This window comes from Allobosea sp. FG18 (genome assembly GCF_057809495.1).
On record NZ_JBMDKB010000030.1, the window covers coordinates 27,338 to 47,837 of the forward strand.

Consider the following 20,500-nt stretch of genomic DNA (forward strand, 5'->3'; position numbering starts at 1 on the left):
TGCAGCGGAGCCGCAATCAGAGAGACTGATAATCCAGGCCGATATCGAGGATCGGCGCGCTATGGGTCAGCCAGCCGATGGAAATCAGGTCGACGCCGGTCGCGGCGACGCTCGGCGCTGTCGCGGCGGTGATCCGGCCCGATGCCTCGGTGAGCGCGCGGCCTGAGACCATGGCGACGGCGCGGCACAACTCATCCGGCGTCATGTTATCCAGCAGGACGGCGTCGGGAGCGAGTTCCAATGCCTCCTCCAGCTGCGCCAGCGTATCGACCTCGATCTCGATCTTGACGAGATGGCCGACGCTGGCGCGTACGCGCTCGATCGCCGGGCGGATGCCGCCGGCGACGGCAATGTGGTTGTCCTTGATCAGAACGGCATCGTCGAGGCCGAAGCGGTGATTTGAGCCGCCGCCGGCACGCACGGCGTATTTCTCGATCGCGCGCAGGCCGGGCGTGGTCTTGCGCGTGCAGACGATCTTCGCCTTGTGCCCCTCGACCGCATCGACGATGGCCCGCGTGGCCGTGGCGATACCGCTCAGGCGGCTGAGGAAATTAAGCGCGGTCCGCTCGCCTGTGAGGATCGCTCGGGCCGGCCCGCTTACGGTCGCGACGATATCGCCCCCCGCGACGGCGCTGCCATCCGCTCGCTGCACGGAAATCGCGACATCCGGATCGATCAGTTTGAAGGCCAGCGCGGCCAGATCGAGACCGGCGACCACCCCCGGCTGGCGCGCAGCGAGGACGGTCGTGGCCCGCTGCTCCCGCGGAACGATCGCATCCGTCGTCAGGTCGCCGGCCCGGCCGAGATCTTCGAGCAGGGCAGATCGGACCAGAGGTTCGAGCATGATGGTGGGAAGCGGGAAGAGCTGCGTCATGCTGAAAGACTTTCGAGAACGGGCATGCGCCCGAGGGATCGGGCGACCGTCAGCGCGGCGCCAAGTGTGATCCTGGATCGCGTGGCAACCCGTGCCTGGTGAGGAAAATCGGCGCGAGAATGCGCCCCGCGGCTTTCCGGTCGCAACAGCGCTGACGCCGCGATCATCAAACCGACGATCGCAGGGTCGGACGCGGCCTCCTCTTGCTCCGATAGAGGCAACAAGGCCTGCAAGGCAGCCGACAGGGCTTCTTCATTGCGCAGAACGCCAAGCGAACGCGAAACGACCGACCGAATGGGTGCCGGATCGGGTAACATCGCCATGGGTGCCGGGAGGGAGCGGCTAGGCTCTGCAGCAGTCCCAGCGAGGTCCTCCGCGACCCAACGCGAACAGACGACGGCTTCAGTCAGGGAGTTGCTGGCAAGCCTGTTCGCGCCCTGTAGGCCGGTCGAGGCAACCTCACCACAGGCCCATAATCCGCAGACCGAGCTGCGGCCGAACTCGTCCACGGCGACCCCGCCCATGTGGTAATGCTGAGCCGGTCGGATCGGGATAAGATCCCTCCCCGGATCGACGCCGATCCTGCCGCATGCCGCGGCTATCGACGGGAAGTGCTTTCCGAAAGCCGGGCCGATCGTCCCGCGGGCGTCGAGAAAGACCTGGTGCCCATCAACCAGCTGTTTCGAGACTGCGCGGGCAACGACGTCGCGCGGGGCAAGTTCGGCCCCATCGACCTCCGCGAGAAAGCGCTGGCCCGTTTCGTTGACGAGGATCGCTCCTTCGCCGCGAACCGCTTCGCTGATCAGCGCCGCCGGGCTGCCTGATCCGAGAAGTGCCGTCGGATGGAACTGAATGAACTCAAGATCGGCAAGGAGTGCTCCGGCACGGGCAGCGAGCGCGAGCCCCTGTCCCCAGTTCCCCAGCGGGTTGGTGGATTCGAGGAATAATCCGCCAAGTCCGCCGGGCGCCAACACTACCCGGCTCGACGCGACGAATGCCTGTCCATCCCGGCCACGCACCCAAACGCCGTGAACCCGGTTATCAGCGACGGCCAGACGACACGCCTCCATGCCTTCGACGACCTCGATCGAAGGCATGGATTTCACGGCCGCGACGAGGGCGCGCATGATTTCGCGACCGCTGCCGTCACCATCGGCATGGATGATCCGCCGCCGGCTATGCGCGGCCTCCAGCCCCAGGCGCCATCGCCCCTGCGGCGTGCGATCGAAGCGAACGCCGAAGCCTTCGAGCCCGGCGACCGCGTCGGGCGCAGCCTCAAGGATGCGTTTGGCCACGACGGAATCGCAGAGGCCGTCGCCGGCCGCGAGGGTGTCGGCCAGGTGCAGAGCGGGATCGTCGTCATCGCCCATGGCGGCGGCGAGACCGCCTTGCGCCCACACGCTGGAGGCTTCGGTTCCCAGCGGTGCCTTCGTCAGAAGAACCACCGGCTCTGGCGCAAGATGAAGAGCCGTCAGGAGCCCAGCGATGCCGCCGCCGATGATGACGGGACGACCATAGAGATCAAGGACGTCCCGGCTCATACGGCGAGCATCCGCTGGACGGCCAGCCGCGCCCGCCCGGCGATCTCCAGATCGACAGTTACGACATGCTGGTTCTGCTCAAGCGCGGTGCGGATATTGGCCAGCGTGATCCGCTTCATATGCGGGCACAGATTGCAGGGGCGGATGAATTCGACATCGGGATGCTGGAGCGCGACATTGTCGCTCATCGAGCACTCGGTCATCAGCACCACGCGGGCCGGCTTGTAGCGTTCGACATAGCCGGACATGTCCGCGGTCGAGCCGGCGAAATCGGCCTCGGCCACCACCTCGGGCGGGCATTCGGGGTGGGCGAGCACCGTCACGCCCGGATGGTTCTCCCGGAGCGCGCGGATATCGGCCGGCGAGAAGCGCTCATGCACCTCGCAATGCCCCTTCCAGGCGATGATCTGGACGTCGGTCTGGGCCGCGATGTTCTGGGCCAGATACTCGTCCGGCAGCATCAGCACCCGCGGCACGCCGAGGGATTCGACGACCGCCTTCGCATTGCCAGAGGTGCAGCAGATATCGGACTCGGCCTTCACCTCGGCGGAGGTGTTGACATAGGTAATGACGGGAACGCCCGGATAGCGCTGCCGCAGCAGGCGGATATCCGCCGCCGTGATCGAATCCGCCAAGGAACAACCCGCCCCGAGATCGGGGATCAGGACCGTCTTCTGGGGATTCAGCAGCTTCGCCGTCTCGGCCATGAAATGCACACCGGCCAGCACGATCACGTCGGCTTCGGTCGACATCGCCTTGCGGGCAAGTGCGAGACTATCGCCAACGATGTCGGCAACGCCGTGGAAGATCTCCGGAGTCTGGTAGTTATGCGCGAGGATGACGGCATTCCGCCGCCGCTTCAGCGCGAGAATGGCGTCGATATCGTCGGCGAAGCTCAGCCATTCGGCCGGCGGGATGACGCTTTTGACTCGCTCGTAGAGTGCTGTCGTGACGGCGGAGGCCTGGAACATCAAGTACCCTCATTATGCTCTGAATGAGTATAATGAGAACATATGCTTACTATGAGCATAAGAGATGTCAAGCGCGAGAAAGCGGCAATCGCGTCCCGGCGACGGTTCGTTCGGCGAGGATGGCTTGCCGGAAGCGGAAGCGCTTGGCCGGTCGGCCGCCTGTATCCGCAGTCGTCTCTCCGGTCTCCTCGACCAGCTCCTGCTGCTCGATCAGGCGTCGGAAATTTTGCTTGTGCACCAGCCGGCCGGCGAGCGCTTCCACTGTCCGCTGCAATTGCAGCAGCGTGAAAGTCGGCGGCATCAGCTCGAACACAACCGGGCGGTATTTGATCTTGGTGCGGAGCCTCGCGATCCCCGTGGCGAGGATACGGCGATGATCGGCGATCATCGACCGGCCGGGAATGGTCGGCTCACCGCCAGCGCTGCGATCCCGGATCGCTTCGGCAACCAAGCCCGCTTCGTAGAGCAGCTCATATCGCTGGAGCACGAGCTCCTCGTTCCAGCCGTGATCATTCAACCCGAAACTGAGCGTCACGCGCCGGTGGCGTTCCTCTTTCGCCGCCCGATTGTCTGCACTCTCAGCCCACGACAAGAGCTGGGGCACGATCGCTTCGAGCAGAATGCTCGGCTCCCCGGCTCGGTGGTCTTCCCAAGGGAAATAGTCGTACCACCTGCCCCAACCATGCGCTGATGAGCTCTTGGTGCGCTCCTCCAGTGCTAGAGCCAGATAGCTGATCGAGATCTGAACGCGCTCATCGCTGATGCGGCCATGGTCAGCGAAGGTATAAAGCTGTTCGATATATCCCAGCGAAAGGCCCGTCTGGCGTTCGACCCAGGCCCGAAGGCCCGATTGCAGGGAGCGATGGCCCAGTTCGAATGGGCCCGACGGCAATGATTCGAAACGATCGATCGTGAGGATGCGCGGATCGCCCATTGTGACCGCTGCCACGACGGCGATGAGATCGGCGCCTAGCGACTGCTCCGGATCAACTTGAACTGCCTTTGCCTTGTCCGCCCGCATGAAGCCTGTGTCTCTGGTCCAACCCGCCAATTGCTGAGCAGAATGGCTCGCCAAGCATGCCAAGCAAATTACACTTTGGCAGGCTGATGCGCGCCATCCTCCAGAGAATTTCGGTGGATGGATTTTCTCCGGCGGCGCATCGCTCGGAAAATTCTGACCATTCCCAAACGTCTGCCCGGAACGCCAGGACGCAGACGGACAACTACTGAAGTGTCCTGCCACCCAGCGCCCCCTCGCGGTATGCTCCGATCCCCGGGAGCAATCTCGAACACGCAAGCCTCGCCTGACGGTCACGACTTTTTGCGAGATCGCGCAAACCCACGCAATGGCCGGATGCGAGATGGCGATAGCTGAGACTACTTTTGCAGCCGTACGCAAGGCGCGGCGTGGTTTCGACGAGCCCCCCTCGGAAAGCACGGAGGACGATAGGTCGCGAGTTCCAGCGGCTGACGTCAGCAATCCGTGAATTGGAAAAGACCCACAAGGGCGAGAATGCAAGTCGCCCCGAGCCGGATGAGAGCTTGTTGCGGCCCGATAATCTCCCGTTCTCAGGGCTGCCTGGCAATCTCGGCAAACCTCGCAAAGACTGATCAAACCCGGGTTTAGCTGGCGGCCGGAGCTATGGCGGACTTTGGGAACGCTCTACTCACGAAGCGCGAGCCGGCTAGACCATAGCGCCATGGCTGCTCGGCGGCTTTCGAAATCCCAATTCGGGTGCTGCAGGAAATTTCAGGCGCGCTTGATCGATCGATGATCGAGAACGGACACCATTCCAAACTCAGTCCATTATGGTCGCTCGTTATCCCAAGCGCTTGGGCCAAGCGCCCTGGCCCATTGCACAGGTTCTTCGCGCTGCCGCGACGCGCCCGCATCTGAGCTAGGCCGTCGGTCGGCGATGGCCCTGATCAAGACCGCGCCAGCGCCTCCAGCGATAATGTTCAAGCACCAGTGAAGTCCGTAGGACCGATAGACATAGGCGTGCCAGGAAGGCCCAAACATGGCCCCATTGCGCGCTGTCGGATCCCGGAAGCTGTGCGAAGCTGGATCGTCGGGGAGGTAGGCCTCGGTTTCGACGATCGTTCCTCCGACGCCCTCGACGAACAGTTTCATACCGATTAGCCGCGGAGCAAGCTCCAGAGCGTTCAAAGCCTTAAGCTCAGTCAGATTCAAAGGCATTCGTCAACGCGAGCCTCGCAGATGGCGCTGACTCTGAGCGCGGCTGCAGCCTGAAACGACTAGCGTATCAGTGGAAGCACCGTCGCCGCAGCGATCGCCACGACGATAGCACCGCGAATGAGGATGCCGTTGATCCGAGCCATAGAGGCTTCTGAGCTGTCAGGCGTACGCATAACTTCGCCTCCCTTGAAGATCAGCTTCAGACCCAACACCCCAAGATGCAATCCCCATAGAAAGCGATCCGTCACACTCTCGTCTCGTGTGACCACGCTGCCACGCCTTTGCGCCTGCTTCGCCGATTCCGGTTTCGCGCCCAGAATTCGCTGCGGCCGTTTGCCCAGGACGCATTTCCAGTTCTTCGGAGCGATCTGGCGTCTTAACCGAAGCGTGATGTCCGACTCGACTTGCGGTTAAGGATTGGTAAAACACACACGCTCTGGGGGAAGGACTATGCGTACGTTTCTTGTGCTCGCCGGTTTGTTGGCATCGGCCTTGCCGGCAGTGGCGCAGACACCGGCGCAGTCAGAAGCACAAAAGCGAAAGCAGCACGTCCCCTATGTTCGAGCAGCGACCGACTGCGTAGCCGCCGTCGTCCGCCGCGATGATGGCTTTGATGGAGCTGTCGCCTATGACAGTTTCCAGCCGCTCATCAACAGGGCCGTATCGATCTGCTCTCAGTCGATCTCAGTGATGATTTCGACCCACGACGCGATCTACGGCTTCGGCGGTCAAGCGTTCTACACCGGTGCGTATCTGACGGATCTGGAGAGAGCCGTGCGCGTGCGCTTGGCCAGTCAGATCGCAATCTCCCGGGCCGATGCTGAGCGCAGGACGACCGAGCGGCAGGCCAATGAGGAGCGGGAGCGCGCGGAACGGCAGGCAAGGCTGGAGAAGGAAAAGGCTGAGCGGGAGGCCGCCGCAGCACATGCCGAGGCGCAGCGGATTGAAGCCGAGACTCGCGCCAAGCTGGCTCGGGCCGAAAGGACCGAACTCCTGGAAAAGACGCGAGACCTTATTCGGACGAAGACGCTCGCCTGCATCGGCAAGGAAGGCGCCACAATGCTCCTGACCGACGAGAAAGCGGAGGTCGTCGCGAAGGCGGCGATGATCTTCTGCCAGAACGATATCGATGCGCTCGTGAAGGTCACGACGGAGCTGGTGGAAAACGAATCCGGCGGGCCCTCGGATCGATCAATGGTCCGGAAGATCGCGGAGGACCGTGTGCGTGACGTCGTCACGGCTTACGTCATCCGGTCGCGCGGCGATCTGATCGGGAAAAACCTGAAAGAGCAGCAGACGCCTGCAAAGCCAGCCGAGAGTTCCAGAAACTCCCCTACCCTCTGACCCAGCGGCCAGCCTGATCGTGACAGCGGAAAGGGCGCTTCATGGGATTTAGGTTTCGGCGTTCCGTTCGTCTTTTTCCTGGCGTCAGGGTGAACTTCAGCCTGAGCGGCGTCAGCGTGAGCGCCGGCGTGCCGGGTGCCATGGTCAATATCGGCCCGCGCGGCAGTCGCGCCTGACCGTCGGCCTACCCGGAACCGGGCTATCTGACACCCAGAGCTTGAGTTCGCCCCGCCGGGCCAAACCCGCGTCGAGTCCCGCTGAAATCTATCTGGAACCGCCAGCCCCACCCGAACAGATACGCCCTGTCGCTGGCCGCTCCGGCCCCAGTCCCGCCGGTGTCTGGCCGCATCCGTTCCCCTTGAGGCTTTTGGCGTATTGCCCAGGCTTCCCCTTGGCCGGCTCCCACTGGGATGCCGGCCGTTTTCTGGCTCGACCCCGGCCGCTTCGATCTCTGTGTGAACTCTTGCCGAGGAGGTTAGCGCAATCCACGTTTGATTTGGGACCCCATTGTGACTTTCATCCTCGCCGCAGACCATGTCTCCGAACCAAAATTTTGGAGGTCACATGGAACCCACAGAATCAACCGTCGAGCAGCTGGATTTCGAGTATGTTTACGCGGGCACGCCCCCTGACTTGCGCGCGTCAGGGCCGTATGAGATCGAGGCATTCTTCAAATTTGATAGCCTAAACGATGTCGTCGCTGGGGCCACATGTTGGCTCGAAGCTCGCCGTATCCAACATGAGATGAGGATCGAGACGAATCTGGAGGAAGAGGGCTTCTTCCTGCGGATTTCGTTTCCCCTTGAGGAATCACGCATGATCTTCGTTCGTGAGTATTGCCCCCGAGATGACGAGCAGTGACACGATGGTCGTTGGCAGCGATGCTAGAGGCGTTTCATTGAAACGCCCACCGCGAGTACTACAAGGCCGGCCCAAAAGGCCAGCCGGCAAGAGGGGAAAGTTTCATAAGATAGGTCTGCGAATCCCGCCTCCGTGGCCTCCCGCGAACGGTCAGCTGCGCGCCGAGGACTTGGCCCCTAACACGGTGATGTGCAGAAAATGGCCCTGACACAGTCGAAGAGGTTCGACGAGACGCCTCGGAGCGCGTTCGTGAGTCGCGCTGATCGGGATGAGGGCTCCTGACGCCGAACCGGCTGGCCTAGGAGGGATGAAGCCGGCTCGGCCCTCGCGCCGCATCTAAGGCGCGCCGGAAATTTGTCTACCGGATGTGAAGTTCGGGTAACTGGCGAGCTGCGACACATTGGGCAACGGCGCAGCCCGCCAGACCCGAATCGCGTCTCGCGGCGCCGGCCAGAGTCTTATCAGCCAGAACTTCACGGCCATCAACAAAGGGACCGCGCGGCTATGATCAGCCGTCGTTCGAAGAGTTGAGCTCGTCCGGCCTCAGTCCTTCATCGAGGGCTGTTGGCATCGCCTTTCTGAGTGCGTCGTTGATCCGGTCCTGCCAGCCGGGCCCGCCATCCTGAAAGTGCGCCAGCACCTCGCTGTCGATTCGAAGAGTGACCATCTCCTTGGTCCCCGGCAGAGCGGTACGCTTCTCAATTGGCGCAGGCGGCGCCACTTTCGGCGCAGCGAAAAGGGCTTCTGCCTTGTCGCGAGCGCTCGGTGGGCGGCGCGTTCTATCGTTGCTCATTACGTCCTCATACCAAGTAGCTGGCACTCGATCATAGCAGGGACTGGTTGGAAACGGGCGCTTTCCGCTAGTCGAGCACTTCAGGATCGTCGCTACGTCAATGGGCGCCTCGGACCTTCATTGTCCTTTGGATGGCTGGGCATCAAAGCGACTTCAGACGAGGAACGGCCATCCGGCGACGGCGTTCAATGATTGTCCTTAGGAGATGTCAGTTTATGCAGACCACCTTGACAGCCCTGCGTTTCGAGCCCTGGAGCTTCGTCCCCAACAATCCTAAGCTACCCGCGCTGCTTTATGAGGGGGCGTTCAGTCCGGATGCTGCCGATTTGGCGACGCTCATGGAGAAACGGTTCTCTGAAAATGGGGGTCTGCCTCACTTTGTGTGGTTAATAGATCGTTAGCAGGCACTTCGCTATTGGCGTGCATGAGAACAAAATCAAAATGGTCGCCCGGTCCGGGCATCAAGGTCCAAAGCATCGCAACCAACGGCGACGGTGACTGGGTTGTGTCGGCTTGCGGACCATCCTCGGGCATTTGTCCAGATTGCAGGAAACAGAGCGCACGTCGGCACGGCTGGTCGTACCGCAGTCTTCAGGACCTGCCGATCCAAGGCAATGAAGTGACGGTAAGGCTTCGGTTGAGCCGCTGGCGTTGCAGTTATCGGCAGTGCGGGCGGCAAACATTCTCGGACCCGATCCCGGATATTGCCTCGCCCTACGCCCGCAGGACAAAGAGGGTCGCCAACATAGTCGGCCTTCTGGGGCACGGCACAGGCGGACGCCCGGGAGAGCGCTTGATGAACCAGCTCGGGATGCCGGTCAGCGACGACACCATCCTTCGGCACTTGAAGCGCATGGCTTTACAGATCGACGACGAGCCCCCCGCTCGGATCATCGGTATCGATGACTGGAGTTGGAGGAAATCGTGGCGCTACGGCACGATCATCGTTGATCTCGAGCGCCGAAAGGTCATGGACATTCTCGAGGACCGGAGCGTGGCGAGCGTTGCACAATGGTTGAAGCGGCATCCCTCCATTGAGGTGGTCAGTCGAGATCGATGCGGGCTATACGCGCAGGCTGCTCGTGAAGGTGCCCCGCAAGCGTCTCAGGTGGCTGACCGCTTTCATCTCTTCCAGAACCTGCGTCTTGCGATCGAGGAACAGATGAGCCTCTCCGGCCGAGCTACAGGCAGGGCACTGCTGCCAGACGAGGACATCGAGACTGATCATGACGATCGAGCTTTGCATGAGGAGGCGCCTGGAATGCGGTTGCGCAATCAGCTTCGACGGACACATAGGCAGTCCCGGAAGGAGGTGTTCGAGACGGTGCACGCCTTGAGCAAAGAAGGCCTGACCTGCTCGGAGATTGCGCGTCGCACTGGATATGGCCGCCGCAGCATCGCGAAATGGCTGACGTTTGAAACGCCACCCGACCGACGCAGGGGAGCGTTGCAGCCGACATCTCCCCTGTATTTCGAAGCCTTTCTCACCCAATGTTGGAAGGACGGCAACCGCCGTGGGCGGCATCTGTTTCATGACATCAAGCATCGCGGGTACACCGGCAGCTTTTCCAATCTTGAACGCCTCCTGGCAACCTGGCGCCGCGCCGAGAGACCGGAATCGGATAAGGATAAGGATAAGGATAAGGATGATGCGGCGCCGGCTCGGGTTGGCGTCGTCGACAGTACATACGATAATGCGCCTGTGCGTGATCCGCACACTGGCCACTGGATCTCGCCGGTTGTCGCCGCTGCTCTCTGCATCAAGCCGCGCGGCGCGCTGACCGTCAATCAAGAGCGGAAAGTGGACGCCCTCAAGCAGGGATCAGATACCTTTGCGACTTTGCGCAGCTTATCCATGCGGTTTCGCGGAATATTTCATAGCCGAAATTCGGCAAGGCTCGAAGATTGGATTGATGATGCCATTCATTCTGGCCTGGTTTTCCTGGCCCGTTTTGCCCGCGTCCTTCGCCGCGATATCGACGCCGTCTGTAACGCCATCGACCTGCCTTGGAGCAATGGTCAAGCGGAAGGTCAGATCAACCGACTGAAGACGATCAAGCGCGCTATGTATGGCCGAGCGGGTGCAGAGCTTCTCAGAGCGCGGATGATGCCCATCCAATTGTCCGATCTCCACACAAAGTGAGGCAGACCCGAATTTTCTGCGAGGTTGTTGAGCCCTTTGTGCGAACGGTGTTCGATCCCCAGCATGATCTCTCGCTTTGCGGCGGAATAAGAACGCAGCTTGTCTGTCACCATCACGCGCGGCGCAACACCTTGGCTCTTCAACAATTTGCGCATCAGCCGAAGAGCGGCTCCCTTGTTTCTGCGGCTTTGCAGCAGAGCATCGAGAACGTAGCCGTTGGCATCGACGGCGCGCCACAGCCAGTATTTCTTGCCCTTGATCGATACGACCATCTCATCGAGATGCCATTTGTCTGCGAAGTTGCCGATCGACCGCCGCTTGAGTTGGTGGGCGAATTTCAGGCCAAACTTAGTCGTCCATTCTGAGACGGTCTGAAACGAGACGGCAATGCCGCGCTCGGCAAGCAGGTCTTCGATATCGCGCAGGCTCAGCGGGAACCGGTAATAGAGCCATACCGCATGCGCGATGATCTCGGCTGGAAAGCGGTGGCGTTTGTATCGGGCGGACGCATCGTCAGTCATGCCGATAGACTATTGCCTCGATCCGCACCAGCCGGTTAAGGCGACGCCTCCCGTCGGCCTGGTGCTGGAAGCCACCGCGCGGATAGACGGCGCCCCAGAGGTTCATGGAGGTCCGGGAGCCGATCTCGCGCCGCCCGGGGATCAGCGATTCCGGATAGACTGCTTCCGGCAGATTGTAGCGCCAGGCGACGGTATCGAGCGTCGAGAGGAAGTAGGGGATCAACGGCTTTCCGGCGCCTTCGCAGGCATAGCCGAGGCTGCCGGCGAAACCGCTAAACACCGCACCGGCCGGATGTCCAGTGACGTCGGCGTTCTTGAACTTCTGGAGGTTGTTCTCGTGCTGCTCGCTGGTCGTGCCGTCGCCGCCGCTCAGCGCAGTCGGGTTGGCGATGCTCATCAGCCGAACCTCGACCCACGGGTTCTCGCCGGTGTTGGCATAGCTGGAGACCACGGCATCCGGCACGTAGTGGCGGATCTTGACGGAGGTGCGGACCGAGCAGCCGAAGAAGCCGCATCTCAGCCAGTAGCAGATGCCGACCACACGGTATTCGAGGCAATCCGGCGAGAGGGCCGACGCGGCGATCGTGGCGGTATCGAGCGCGGCGGCCGAGGTAGCGCAGGACAGCATGAGCCCGGCGATACCGGCGCGCAGACGGTTCGAGAGCTTCATTCCCGCTCCCTCCGATATGCCTCGATGCGCGCCACGGCCTTGGCGACGTCCGGCTCGCCATAGACGATATAACGACGATCGACGACGACGGCGGGCAAGGTTGTAATGCCGAGGCTCCAGGCGTCGGCAATTCCTTGCCAAGCGGTGGCAAGTTCACGCTGAAGCGCCTGTCCACCTGCCTGCAATCGCTGCCGTGCGATGGTTTCAGCACGATCCTGATTGGCAGGCAGATTGGCCGACAGCCGCTCCTCGATCGCGCCGGCGTCATCGAGATAAACCACCGTCGCGTCCGCCGGCGCAGATATCGGGATCGCTCGCGCTGTAAAGACCTTGACCTCCGCGGCACTGGCCGCATCCATCGCGATCGCGCCGAGCAGTGGGCCGAGGATCGCGACCGCAAACGAGTTCGGCCGGAATAGGAAAGGAAGCGGATGAGGCATTGCGTGCTCCGGGAAACGGGTCTTCGTTCTGGAGCGTCGAACCTGATCCCGAACGGGCCGCCGGGTCAGTCAACAATCGGAATGCCGAACGAACCGCTTTCTGGTGCCGCAACGGTATGTGCGAGCAGGTTGCGTGTCAGTACCGAAAATGGTACTGTTCTGCCAACTTCACGTATCGATATGGGGTGTCTCTCATGAACAATATCGTCACCGTCGGCGAGATCAAGCGACGCGGAATGGCCGCGATCGAAGAAGGCTTGCGGCACGGTCCCGTGCGAATCGTCAAGCGCAACAAGTCGGCCGCTGTCGTGCTTTCGGAGGAGGAGTATCTGCGCCTCACCGGGGAGCAGCCAGTTGGCCGGCCGCGCGTGACGGCTCTGCAATGGCTGCTGTCGCAGCCGGCCGCTGGCAAGCGCGAGAAGGCGGAGATTGACGCAGAGCTGACGCAAGAGCGCGCTTGGTGATCGCATTTTTCGATGCCAGTGCCCTGATTTATCTGATCGAGGGCAACGAGCCGCTCGCAAGCCGTGTGCGAGAACAGTTGGCGACGCTGTCGCAGGCGCATCCCGATATGGGCGCCGCGGTCAGCCGGCTGTCCTGGCTTGAATGCCGCGTGAGGCCGATGAAACATGACGACACTGCTGTGCTGGCGATGTTCGATGCGTTTTTCTCGCGGCCGGATCTCATCTGGGTGGAACTGGACCGGGAGGTCGTGGAACTGGCGACAGCCATCCGCGTTCGGCACGGACTTCGCACGCCGGACGCCTTGCAGGCCGCCAGTTGCCTGCAACTGGGGCCGGACCATTTGCTGCTGACAGGCGACGCCTCGTTTCAGCGCGTTCACGGCCTTAATGTTGCATTGCTCGCCTGATGTTCAGATGATGATCAAGAGCGAAGATGCTGGCTTTCTATCGAGAATGAACAGGCCGCCCTTCGTCAACCCTGCTCTCCCTTCATCCCGCTGCGAGGAAGGAGAATCCGGAACCGGGCCTTTGACCGCCTGCGGATTGTCGTAGGCTTTTCTGAACTTTCAGGAGTGTCTTATAGGCACAAGCTACGAGCGTTTGCCGCCATACGATGGCGACACCGTTCACCGTGCTTCGTAACTTCTCAGGTTGCGCTGTGCCGTCATACCGTTTTGTCAACGGACCGGGCCAGCTTTCGAGTCGACCACGGCGAGGCACCGAACTCCATGCGGAAGCTCTTGCCGATATGCGACAGGTCGTTAAACCTCCGTGCCATGGCAATGTCCATGATCGAGTCGCCAGACTGGTCGGCTTCCAGCGCCTTCCTGCACCGAGCCAGGGGATGCTTCAGAATTCATCGAGGCCTGGAACGCTTTTGGCGGCACCGCCGTCGAACTGCTGTTCAAGGAGCAGCTTCCCAACGCGACGTCTTCCATCATGGCATGACATTAACCAGAGTCCAAGCTGTCCTGTAAGATCAGTGGCCGTGTCGACGGCATCGATACTTATGCCGGTTAACCCGCCTTCCGCCACAGGTGGTCAAGGACTTTGCGCTCGAAGACTACAAGCTGCAAATTTCTAGCGAGGCAGATATGCTGACGACAAGCGACCTCGCTATCCGCGAGCAGGATTATTGTCATTTCTCACTGATGTCTTCGGCAAACACCCTTGTTCTTTTGGGTGCATGGAGCCAAAGTTTGCTTCAGCAGCACTGTGACAGGTTGCATTTTTTGGGCGAATTGCCAGATACAATTCCAGGATCAAGCAAGATCGGACGCAAACTAGGCGCCGACCGCTTCGGGATAGGGCATCGCGGCAACCGCAGTCACTAGGCACGCCAGCGTTGACCATGCGGTGATGATCGGCTCAAGATAGCACCAGCTCAAGAGGATGCCAGTCAGGCCGACGCCCATCGATACCGACTAGACCCATGAGGCGGTCAGCTCCGGGCTCAGACCGGCGAGGCCCGCGGCGTGCAGCACGAGGATGAACGTGCCGCCATAATTGACGATGACCGAGATCAGGCCCGCGACTACTGGATGGGTGAGATCGTTCAGTCGAACGAAGTGGATGGTGAGGTCGACGGCATGATCCTGGCGGGTCTCCTGAACGGAACGGGCGAAAGCCCAAAAAAACATGCCTTGACACATAGCCCGTCAATGGCCTGATTGTTCCTGCCAATTATCTTGCGAAGGGCAGGCCATTTGTTCAAGCACTCACAGCTCGAATCCGTGCAGGCCTGGATGGCCCATCCTGCCAATGCGACGATGCCGCTGCACGCCCGGATACAACGGGCGATCCGGCAGTTGATCCTCGACGGCGTGCTGGGACCGGGCAAGCCGTTGCCGGCCACCCGCGGGCTTGCCAAGGCACTTGGCGTGTCGCGTGATACGATCGAGGCGGCCTATATCCAGCTTCACGCCGAAGGGTTCATCGAGCGGCGAGTCGGCAGCGGCAGTTTCGTGGCCGAGATCTCGGCATTTCAGCCCGGCCAGCGCAGATCGCGGCGGGATTCGCTGTTGCGCAACCAGGCCCCGAACCTCAGCAAGCGTGGAGCAGCCATGTTCAGCGGCGGCGGCGTGCGTGACATCCTCGCGCCACGGCCGTTCACGCATGGCATACCGGAAACACGGGAGTTTCCGCTGCAATTGTGGGAGCGCCTGGAGCGGCAGGTCCTCAAGGACTACGGCACGAAAGCCCTTCTGCACGGCGATCCTCAGGGCGCCGAACCGCTCCGGAGAGCCATCGCCGACTATGTCAATCTGGAGCGCGGCGCGCGTGCCACGGCCGATCGCGTTCTCGTCCTCACCAGTTCGCAGCAGGCGATGTCGCTCTGTGCGACGACGCTGCTCGATCCCGGCGCTCTATTTCGTCGAACAATTGTAGCCGCAAAACAGTTGTACGGCGTTCGTGGAACGGTTGATGCAGCTATCGATGGCATATTCGGGATAGTGACACATGATCCCATGGTCAATGGTATCCCATGCCACCATATAGCAAATGAATGGTTCCCTGCTTAGAGCTACGAACGTAACGAACCAATTTATCGTCATTGTTCCAGCGAGGTGTACTATCTCCGCGCCAAAATGCGAGGCCGCCTCAATTCATCCTATCCTAACACCGGTTGGGGGAGCATGACGGCACGCAGATCCTTGAGCTGTGCGCCTGCAGAATGACTGAGATTGCCACCTATGCCACAGGCGGAAGTCATGCTTCCATTTACCCCATGCACCTCATTCGACAGTAGCGGTCCAAACAGCTTACACCGCCTCATGCATAGGATTTTTAGAGCGTAGCCGCTTTGAATCCGCCGAGCCAGATCCAGAACCCTTCGTGCAGCTCCGGCTCAGAGTCGCCAGGCATTTCTAAAGGTGCGAACCAGCATTGCTGCGTCGTAGAGACTAGCCGCATGCAGGGCTGGGAATTCGGCCCCCACCCGCTCCGGGGGCGATGCTCGTAAGCTGATAATACACTTGCTCCCCTCAATGACGCTCATTCTTCGCAGCTACGCATCGATTGGGCTTTTATCATTTACGTTCAGCGTCAACGATATTTCTAACCTCCGTCGATAATATAATATTTGATTATAGATAGCGCAATAATTGGCATTTGACTAAGCGTTATCATGTTGAAATATTATGCATATAGGCGGCATGAAGGCAGCCAGGGCTGAGGTGTGGAGCCGGACGTAGCTGCAGTGCCTAACACCGAATCCTGCCTACAGCGCGACCTGTAGTTGGCACGATTCCATGAATGCAGGAGCAAGACGATGATCACACGTCGAGACAGAACACCAATCATGCATCGGTCAGTTGAATATGCTGATGTGATTTACTTCGGTGGCGTGCTGGCCGATGAACTCAAGGGCGCCTCGATGCGGGCCCAAACGACGCAAGTTTGTGCCAAGCTCGACAAATTCCTCGCAGAAGCGGGAACCGACAAGACGAAACTAATTTCCGCGACCTTGTTCATCACTGACATGAACCTGAAGCAAGAGATGAACGACGTCTGGACTTCTTGGCTCGACGCACAGGATTTGCCCGCGCGTGCGACGATAGGGGTTTCAGATCTTGGCCAGGACGTCCTGATCGAAATCGTCGTTACCGCAGCAAGGTAAGGCACGCCGAATTTTATCACCTACCGCGAAACGGTGGCTAGGCAGCGAGAGACTGTCGGCTCCGCGGGAGCATCCTATGTCTGAGAACCACAAAAAAGTAGGCATCGCTGGAGCCGGAATCGTCGGCGTATGCACGGCGCTGATGCTTCAGCGCCGCGGATTCAAAGTCACCTTGATTGACCCGAACCCTCCTGGCGAAGGTGCATCGTTTGGGAATGCCGGATGCTTCAACGGCTCAGCCGTCGTCCCTATGTCCATGCCGGGAAACTTGACGAGCGTACCGAAGTGGCTCCTTGACCCGATGGGGCCGTTGTCAATCCGGTTCAGCTATTTTCCAACCATCATGCCCTGGTTGATTCGCTTTCTGTTAGCCGGAAGACCAAACAAGGTGAAGGAGCAGGCGAAAGCACTCCGCAATCTCATCAAGTCCACGGTGCCTCTGATCAAGTCATTGGCGGAGGAGGCTGATGCGAGCCATCTGATCCGCCATGAAGGTCATCTGACCGTATATCGTGGAGAAGCAGACTTCGCCAAGGACCGCGGAGGTTGGGAACTGCGGCGTCTCAACGGTGTTCGCACGCAGATCCTCAGCGCCGATGCGTTGCGGGATTTCGATCCGAACTTGTCGCATGCGTTTACCAAGGGCATTCTTATAGAAGAGAACGGTCACACGATTAATCCGCAAGGGCTCGTGACCCTCTTGTTTCGGCGTTTTATCGCGAACGGTGGCGAATTCGTATCTGCGCGTGTCATCGGCTTTGAGACTGAAGGTAGGGCGCTTAAAGGCATTACAACCACGAACGGCGTTCTGGCCGTTGATGCAGCGGTTGTCGCAGCCGGCGCACACTCGAAATCACTTGCTAATTCGCTAGGCGATGACATCCCGCTCGATACCGAACGTGGATATCATATCGTCATCGCGAATCCGGAAGCCGCTCCACGCATTCCGACGACCGATGCGTCAGGAAAATTCATCGCGACACCTATGGAAATGGGGCTTCGCGTGGCGGGTACGGTTGAGTTCGCTGGGCTCACAGCCGTTCCTAACTGGAAACGTGCGCATGTGCTCTATACGCACGCTCGAAAACTTCTTCCAGCCCTCGCGCCTGCGAGTTCTGAAGAACGATATTCCAAATGGATGGGGTTCCGGCCGAGCATCCCGGATTCGCTCCCCGTGATTGGCCGGGCAACCCGGACACCCGACGTAATCTATGCTTTCGGCCATGGTCATCTCGGCATGACAGGGGCGCCGATGACCGCAACGCTCGTCTCAGAGCTCCTCGCAGGCGAAAAGACCTCAATCGACATTTCGCCCTTCGCACCAAACCGCTTTGGTATTGGCAAATCCAAGCAAACGGGTCCGGCAAGTTAAGTACTTACGCGGTCGTGAGTACAGCGCAGAGCCGGTGTCAAGATCAATCTGCACCTCGCAATCACCTCGGAGACGCGAAATGGCGCAAATAGAACACATATTAACGAGTCACGCCCCGAAGCCTTTGGGTCACTACAGTCAGGCGGCCCGAGCGGGTGGATTCATTCATGTTTCCGGTCAGCTTCCGATCAAACCAGAAGGCCAGTCGGAGCAATCTGACGATCTCTTCGATAACCAGGCCAGTCTCGTTCTCCGGAATTTGCTGGCCGTACTCGAGGCGGCTGGTGCGACGCCTTCTCATGTCGTGAAAGTCACAGCTTACATCGTCGGCGTCGAGCATTGGAGCAGCTTCAACGCAGCATATGCCAAGGCGTTCGGTGAAGCGCGTCCTGCCCGGTCGGTCGTTCCAGTGCCGGCGCTTCATCATGGATACCTCATCGAACTTGATGCTGTTGCTCTCGATCCGAGCGATACCGATCGAGGCGCCGCAGCGATTACAGCGTAAGGAGCGCGCTTGGATATGTACATTCCGAATCTTACCGACGTGCTTGCAGCACGAGCCTTAATCGAACCCCATATTCATCGCACACCCGTTCTCACATCGACATTCATCAATGGACTTGCTGGCGCCGAACTCTTCTTCAAGTGCGAGAACCTTCAGAAGGCTGGGGCCTTCAAAGCGCGCGGCGCGTCGAACGCGGTGTTTGGCCTGAACGACGAGCAGGCGAAGAAGGGTGTTGCAACGCACTCGTCCGGCAATCACGGAACCTGCCTTTCCTATGCAGCTGGTCGGCGCGGCATTCCCTGCACCGTAGTGATGCCGCGCACCGCGCCGCAGGCTAAGAAGGATGCGGTCCGGGGCTACGGCGGTCGTGTCGTCGAATGCGAGCCGTCAACCTCGTCGCGTGAGGCCGTCTTTGCCGAGGTTGTTGCCGAGACCGGCGCGGAATTCGTGCATCCCTATAACGACCATCGTGTCATCGCCGGGCAGGCGACCTGCTCTGCCGAGTTGATCGAGCAGGTCGACGGTCTCGACGCCGTGGTCGCGCCGATTGGCGGCGGCGGCATGGTGTCGGGAAGCTGCCTGACGCTCTCCAATCTCGCGCCCGGCGTAAAGATCTACGCCGCCGAGCCCGAGCAGGCCGACGACGCCTACCGTAGCTTCAAGGCCGGCCGCATCATCGCCGACGACGCGCCAGAAACGGTCGCCGACGGCCTGAAAGTGCCGCTGAAGGAACTGACCTGGCATTTCGTGAAGAACAACGTCACCGACATCCTGACGGCTTCCGAGCAGGAGATCGTCGACGCGATGAAGCTGATCTGGAAGCGCATGAAGATCGTGATGGAGCCGTCCAGCGCCGTGCCGCTGGCGACCATCCTGAAGAACCCTGATGTCTTTGCCGGCAAGCGCGTCGGCGTGATCGTGACGGGCGGCAATGTGGATCTCGACAAATTACCGTGGAACTGAGGAGAAGAGCATGAACGCGACGACTCAAACTGAACAACTCGACGTCGGTTTCGACGTGCCGGCGGTCCCCGGCATGGACGAATCCCAGATCCAGACGCCCTGCCTGATCCTCGACCTCGACGCGCTGGAGCGCAATATCCGCAAGATGGGCGATTACGCCAAGGCGAACGGTATGCGCCATCGCAGCCACGGCAAGATGCATAAGTCGGTTGACGTGCAGAAACTGCAGGAGAGGCTCGGCGGCTCGGTCGGCGTCTGCTGCCAGAAGGTCAGCGAGGCGGAAGTCTTCGTGCGCGGCGGCATCAAGGACGTGCTGGTGTCGAACCAGGTGCGCGACCCGGCCAAGATCGACCGGCTGGCCCGCCTGCCCAAGCTCGGCTCGCGCATCATCGTCTGCGTCGATGACGTTGCCAACATCGCTGACCTGTCTGCTGCCGCCGAAAAGCACGGCACGCAGCTCGAAATCTTCGTGGAGATCGACTGCGGCGCCGGCCGCTGCGGCGTCACCTCGACCGACGCCGTCGTGAAGATCGCCCAGGCCGCCGACGCGGCGCCGGGCCTCAAGTTCACCGGCATCCAAGCCTACCAGGGCGCGATGCAGCACATCGACAGCTATGAGGCGCGTAAGGAGAAGCTCGACGCGGCGATCGCCATGGTCAAGGACGCCGTCGAGGGCCTGAAGGCTGTCGGGCTGGAGCCGGAACTGGTTTCCGGCGGCGGCACCGGCTCCTATTATTTCGAGACGGGCTCGGGCGTCTATAACGAGCTGCAATGCGGCTCCTACGCCTTCATGGACGCTGACTACGGCCGCATCCTCGATAAGGATGGCCACCGCATCGACAAGGGCGAATGGGAGAACGCGCTGTTCATCCTGACCAGCGTGATGAGCCACGCCAAGCCCGACCGCGCCATCTGCGACGCCGGCCTCAAGGCGCAATCGGTCGACAGCGGCCTGCCCTTCATCTACGGCCGCGACGACGTGAAATACATCAAGTGCAGCGACGAGCACGGTGTGATCGATGACCCCAAGGGCGTGCTGAAGGTCAACGACAAGCTCAGGCTGGTGCCCGGCCATTGCGATCCGACCTGCAACGTCCATGACTGGTATGTCGGGGTGCGCAACGGTAAGGTCGAGACGGTCTGGCCGGTGTCGGCACGCGGCAAGGCGTATTGAGAACGTACCTGCGAAGCGCAACTGGGCGCTCCAGTGTTATTCTTGGAG

20 protein-coding genes and 4 pseudogenes are annotated in these 20,500 nt (G+C 60.6%); 14 read left to right on the forward strand and 10 right to left on the reverse strand.

The features are described from left to right. Positions 1-16: 16 nt before the first annotated feature. The 5 genes and pseudogenes from nadC to ACODTJ_RS25545 all read right to left on the reverse strand — a co-directional run. Entirely contained in the window at positions 17-874 is an 858-nt protein-coding gene (gene nadC, locus ACODTJ_RS25525) for a carboxylating nicotinate-nucleotide diphosphorylase (RefSeq protein WP_488850724.1), read from the reverse strand. Continuing rightward, the gene (locus ACODTJ_RS25530; protein ID WP_488850726.1) at positions 871-2,415 is read right to left on the reverse strand and encodes an L-aspartate oxidase; all 1,545 of its coding nucleotides are present in this window, start codon (positions 2,413-2,415) and stop codon (positions 871-873) included. The genes nadC and ACODTJ_RS25530 overlap by 4 nt, the downstream gene beginning before the upstream one ends. Next, complete coding sequence (gene nadA, locus ACODTJ_RS25535) at positions 2,412-3,386, reverse strand: quinolinate synthase NadA (RefSeq protein WP_488850728.1); 975 nt, start codon at positions 3,384-3,386, stop codon at positions 2,412-2,414. Before nadA ends, ACODTJ_RS25530 begins: the two co-directional genes overlap by 4 nt. A gap of 67 nt (positions 3,387-3,453) precedes the next feature. Then, positions 3,454-4,407: an NUDIX hydrolase gene (locus ACODTJ_RS25540; RefSeq protein WP_488850730.1), complete on the reverse strand. Its 954-nt coding sequence runs from the start codon at positions 4,405-4,407 to the stop codon at positions 3,454-3,456. Between the two features lie 716 nt (positions 4,408-5,123). Further along, a pseudogene (locus tag ACODTJ_RS25545) lies at positions 5,124-5,583 on the reverse strand (DNA-3-methyladenine glycosylase); the annotation flags it as partial. Positions 5,584-6,033: 450 nt separating this feature from the next. Here ACODTJ_RS25545 and ACODTJ_RS25550 point away from each other — a divergent pair. From ACODTJ_RS25550 to ACODTJ_RS25560, 3 genes are all read left to right on the forward strand, one after another. Beyond that, on the forward strand, positions 6,034-6,927 hold the full coding sequence (locus ACODTJ_RS25550) for a hypothetical protein (protein WP_488850732.1): 894 nt from the start codon (positions 6,034-6,036) through the stop codon (positions 6,925-6,927). Positions 6,928-6,968: 41 nt separating this feature from the next. Further along, positions 6,969-7,103, forward strand: a complete 135-nt coding sequence (locus tag ACODTJ_RS25555; protein WP_488850734.1) for a DUF4236 domain-containing protein — start codon at positions 6,969-6,971, stop codon at positions 7,101-7,103. A 388-nt stretch (positions 7,104-7,491) separates the two neighbouring features. After that, a complete protein-coding gene (locus ACODTJ_RS25560) occupies positions 7,492-7,788 on the forward strand; it encodes a hypothetical protein (RefSeq protein WP_488850735.1) in 297 nt (98 codons plus the stop codon). Between the two features lie 508 nt (positions 7,789-8,296). Here the strand turns inward: ACODTJ_RS25560 and ACODTJ_RS25565 are convergent. Next, positions 8,297-8,581: a BrnA antitoxin family protein gene (locus tag ACODTJ_RS25565; RefSeq protein ID WP_488850737.1), complete on the reverse strand. Its 285-nt coding sequence runs from the start codon at positions 8,579-8,581 to the stop codon at positions 8,297-8,299. Between the two features lie 424 nt (positions 8,582-9,005). Between ACODTJ_RS25565 and ACODTJ_RS25570 the strand changes: the two genes are divergently transcribed. Further along, on the forward strand, positions 9,006-10,724 hold the full coding sequence (locus tag ACODTJ_RS25570; RefSeq protein ID WP_234909066.1) for an ISL3 family transposase: 1,719 nt from the start codon (positions 9,006-9,008) through the stop codon (positions 10,722-10,724). Here the strand turns inward: ACODTJ_RS25570 and ACODTJ_RS25575 are convergent. The 3 genes and pseudogenes from ACODTJ_RS25575 to ACODTJ_RS25585 all read right to left on the reverse strand — a co-directional run. Next, positions 10,724-11,245: pseudogene (locus tag ACODTJ_RS25575) on the reverse strand (IS6-like element ISRsp9 family transposase); the annotation flags it as partial. The gene ACODTJ_RS25570 and the pseudogene ACODTJ_RS25575 overlap by 1 nt on opposite strands. After that, complete coding sequence (locus tag ACODTJ_RS25580) at positions 11,238-11,915, reverse strand: TIGR03756 family integrating conjugative element protein (protein WP_488850740.1); 678 nt, start codon at positions 11,913-11,915, stop codon at positions 11,238-11,240. The pseudogene ACODTJ_RS25575 and the gene ACODTJ_RS25580, both read right to left, overlap by 8 nt. Then, entirely contained in the window at positions 11,912-12,355 is a 444-nt protein-coding gene (locus tag ACODTJ_RS25585) for a TIGR03757 family integrating conjugative element protein (protein WP_488850742.1), read from the reverse strand. Before ACODTJ_RS25585 ends, ACODTJ_RS25580 begins: the two co-directional genes overlap by 4 nt. 194 nt (positions 12,356-12,549) lie before the next feature. Between ACODTJ_RS25585 and ACODTJ_RS25590 the strand changes: the two genes are divergently transcribed. From ACODTJ_RS25590 to ACODTJ_RS25605, 4 genes and pseudogenes are all read left to right on the forward strand, one after another. After that, complete coding sequence (locus ACODTJ_RS25590; protein ID WP_488850744.1) at positions 12,550-12,819, forward strand: hypothetical protein; 270 nt, start codon at positions 12,550-12,552, stop codon at positions 12,817-12,819. Continuing rightward, positions 12,816-13,226, forward strand: coding sequence for a type II toxin-antitoxin system VapC family toxin (locus ACODTJ_RS25595; RefSeq protein WP_488850746.1), 411 nt, complete (start codon positions 12,816-12,818; stop codon positions 13,224-13,226). Before ACODTJ_RS25590 ends, ACODTJ_RS25595 begins: the two co-directional genes overlap by 4 nt. A gap of 442 nt (positions 13,227-13,668) precedes the next feature. Continuing rightward, positions 13,669-13,764: pseudogene (locus ACODTJ_RS25600) on the forward strand (proline/glycine betaine ABC transporter permease); the annotation flags it as partial. 149 nt (positions 13,765-13,913) lie between these two features. Continuing rightward, positions 13,914-14,153, forward strand: a complete 240-nt coding sequence (locus ACODTJ_RS25605) for a hypothetical protein (RefSeq protein WP_488850758.1) — start codon at positions 13,914-13,916, stop codon at positions 14,151-14,153. On the opposite strand, the pseudogene ACODTJ_RS25610 reads toward ACODTJ_RS25605, so the two are convergent. Continuing rightward, positions 14,106-14,393 (reverse strand): annotated as a pseudogene (locus ACODTJ_RS25610) (benzoate/H(+) symporter BenE family transporter); the annotation flags it as partial. The gene ACODTJ_RS25605 and the pseudogene ACODTJ_RS25610 overlap by 48 nt on opposite strands. Positions 14,394-14,525: 132 nt before the next feature. On the opposite strand from ACODTJ_RS25610, the gene ACODTJ_RS25615 reads away from it, so the two are divergent. The 6 genes from ACODTJ_RS25615 to bhcC all read left to right on the forward strand — a co-directional run bounded on the left by ACODTJ_RS25615 (position 14,526) and on the right by bhcC (position 20,452). Beyond that, positions 14,526-15,341: a GntR family transcriptional regulator gene (locus ACODTJ_RS25615; RefSeq protein ID WP_011578810.1), complete on the forward strand. Its 816-nt coding sequence runs from the start codon at positions 14,526-14,528 to the stop codon at positions 15,339-15,341. A gap of 749 nt (positions 15,342-16,090) precedes the next feature. After that, a complete protein-coding gene (locus ACODTJ_RS25620; RefSeq protein ID WP_011578811.1) occupies positions 16,091-16,438 on the forward strand; it encodes a RidA family protein in 348 nt (115 codons plus the stop codon). Between the two features lie 76 nt (positions 16,439-16,514). Further along, positions 16,515-17,810 carry an NAD(P)/FAD-dependent oxidoreductase gene (locus ACODTJ_RS25625; RefSeq protein WP_488850749.1) on the forward strand — a complete coding sequence of 432 codons (1,296 nt, stop codon included), beginning with the start codon at positions 16,515-16,517 and terminating at the stop codon, positions 17,808-17,810. Positions 17,811-17,889: 79 nt separating this feature from the next. After that, positions 17,890-18,315: a RidA family protein gene (locus ACODTJ_RS25630; RefSeq protein ID WP_011578813.1), complete on the forward strand. Its 426-nt coding sequence runs from the start codon at positions 17,890-17,892 to the stop codon at positions 18,313-18,315. A 15-nt stretch (positions 18,316-18,330) separates the two neighbouring features. Continuing rightward, positions 18,331-19,278 carry a beta-hydroxyaspartate dehydratase BhcB gene (gene bhcB, locus ACODTJ_RS25635; protein WP_162707492.1) on the forward strand — a complete coding sequence of 316 codons (948 nt, stop codon included), beginning with the start codon at positions 18,331-18,333 and terminating at the stop codon, positions 19,276-19,278. 10 nt (positions 19,279-19,288) lie between these two features. Beyond that, entirely contained in the window at positions 19,289-20,452 is a 1,164-nt protein-coding gene (gene bhcC / locus ACODTJ_RS25640) for a 3-hydroxy-D-aspartate aldolase BhcC (RefSeq protein ID WP_055976388.1), read from the forward strand. The last annotated feature ends 48 nt before the right edge of the window (positions 20,453-20,500 follow it).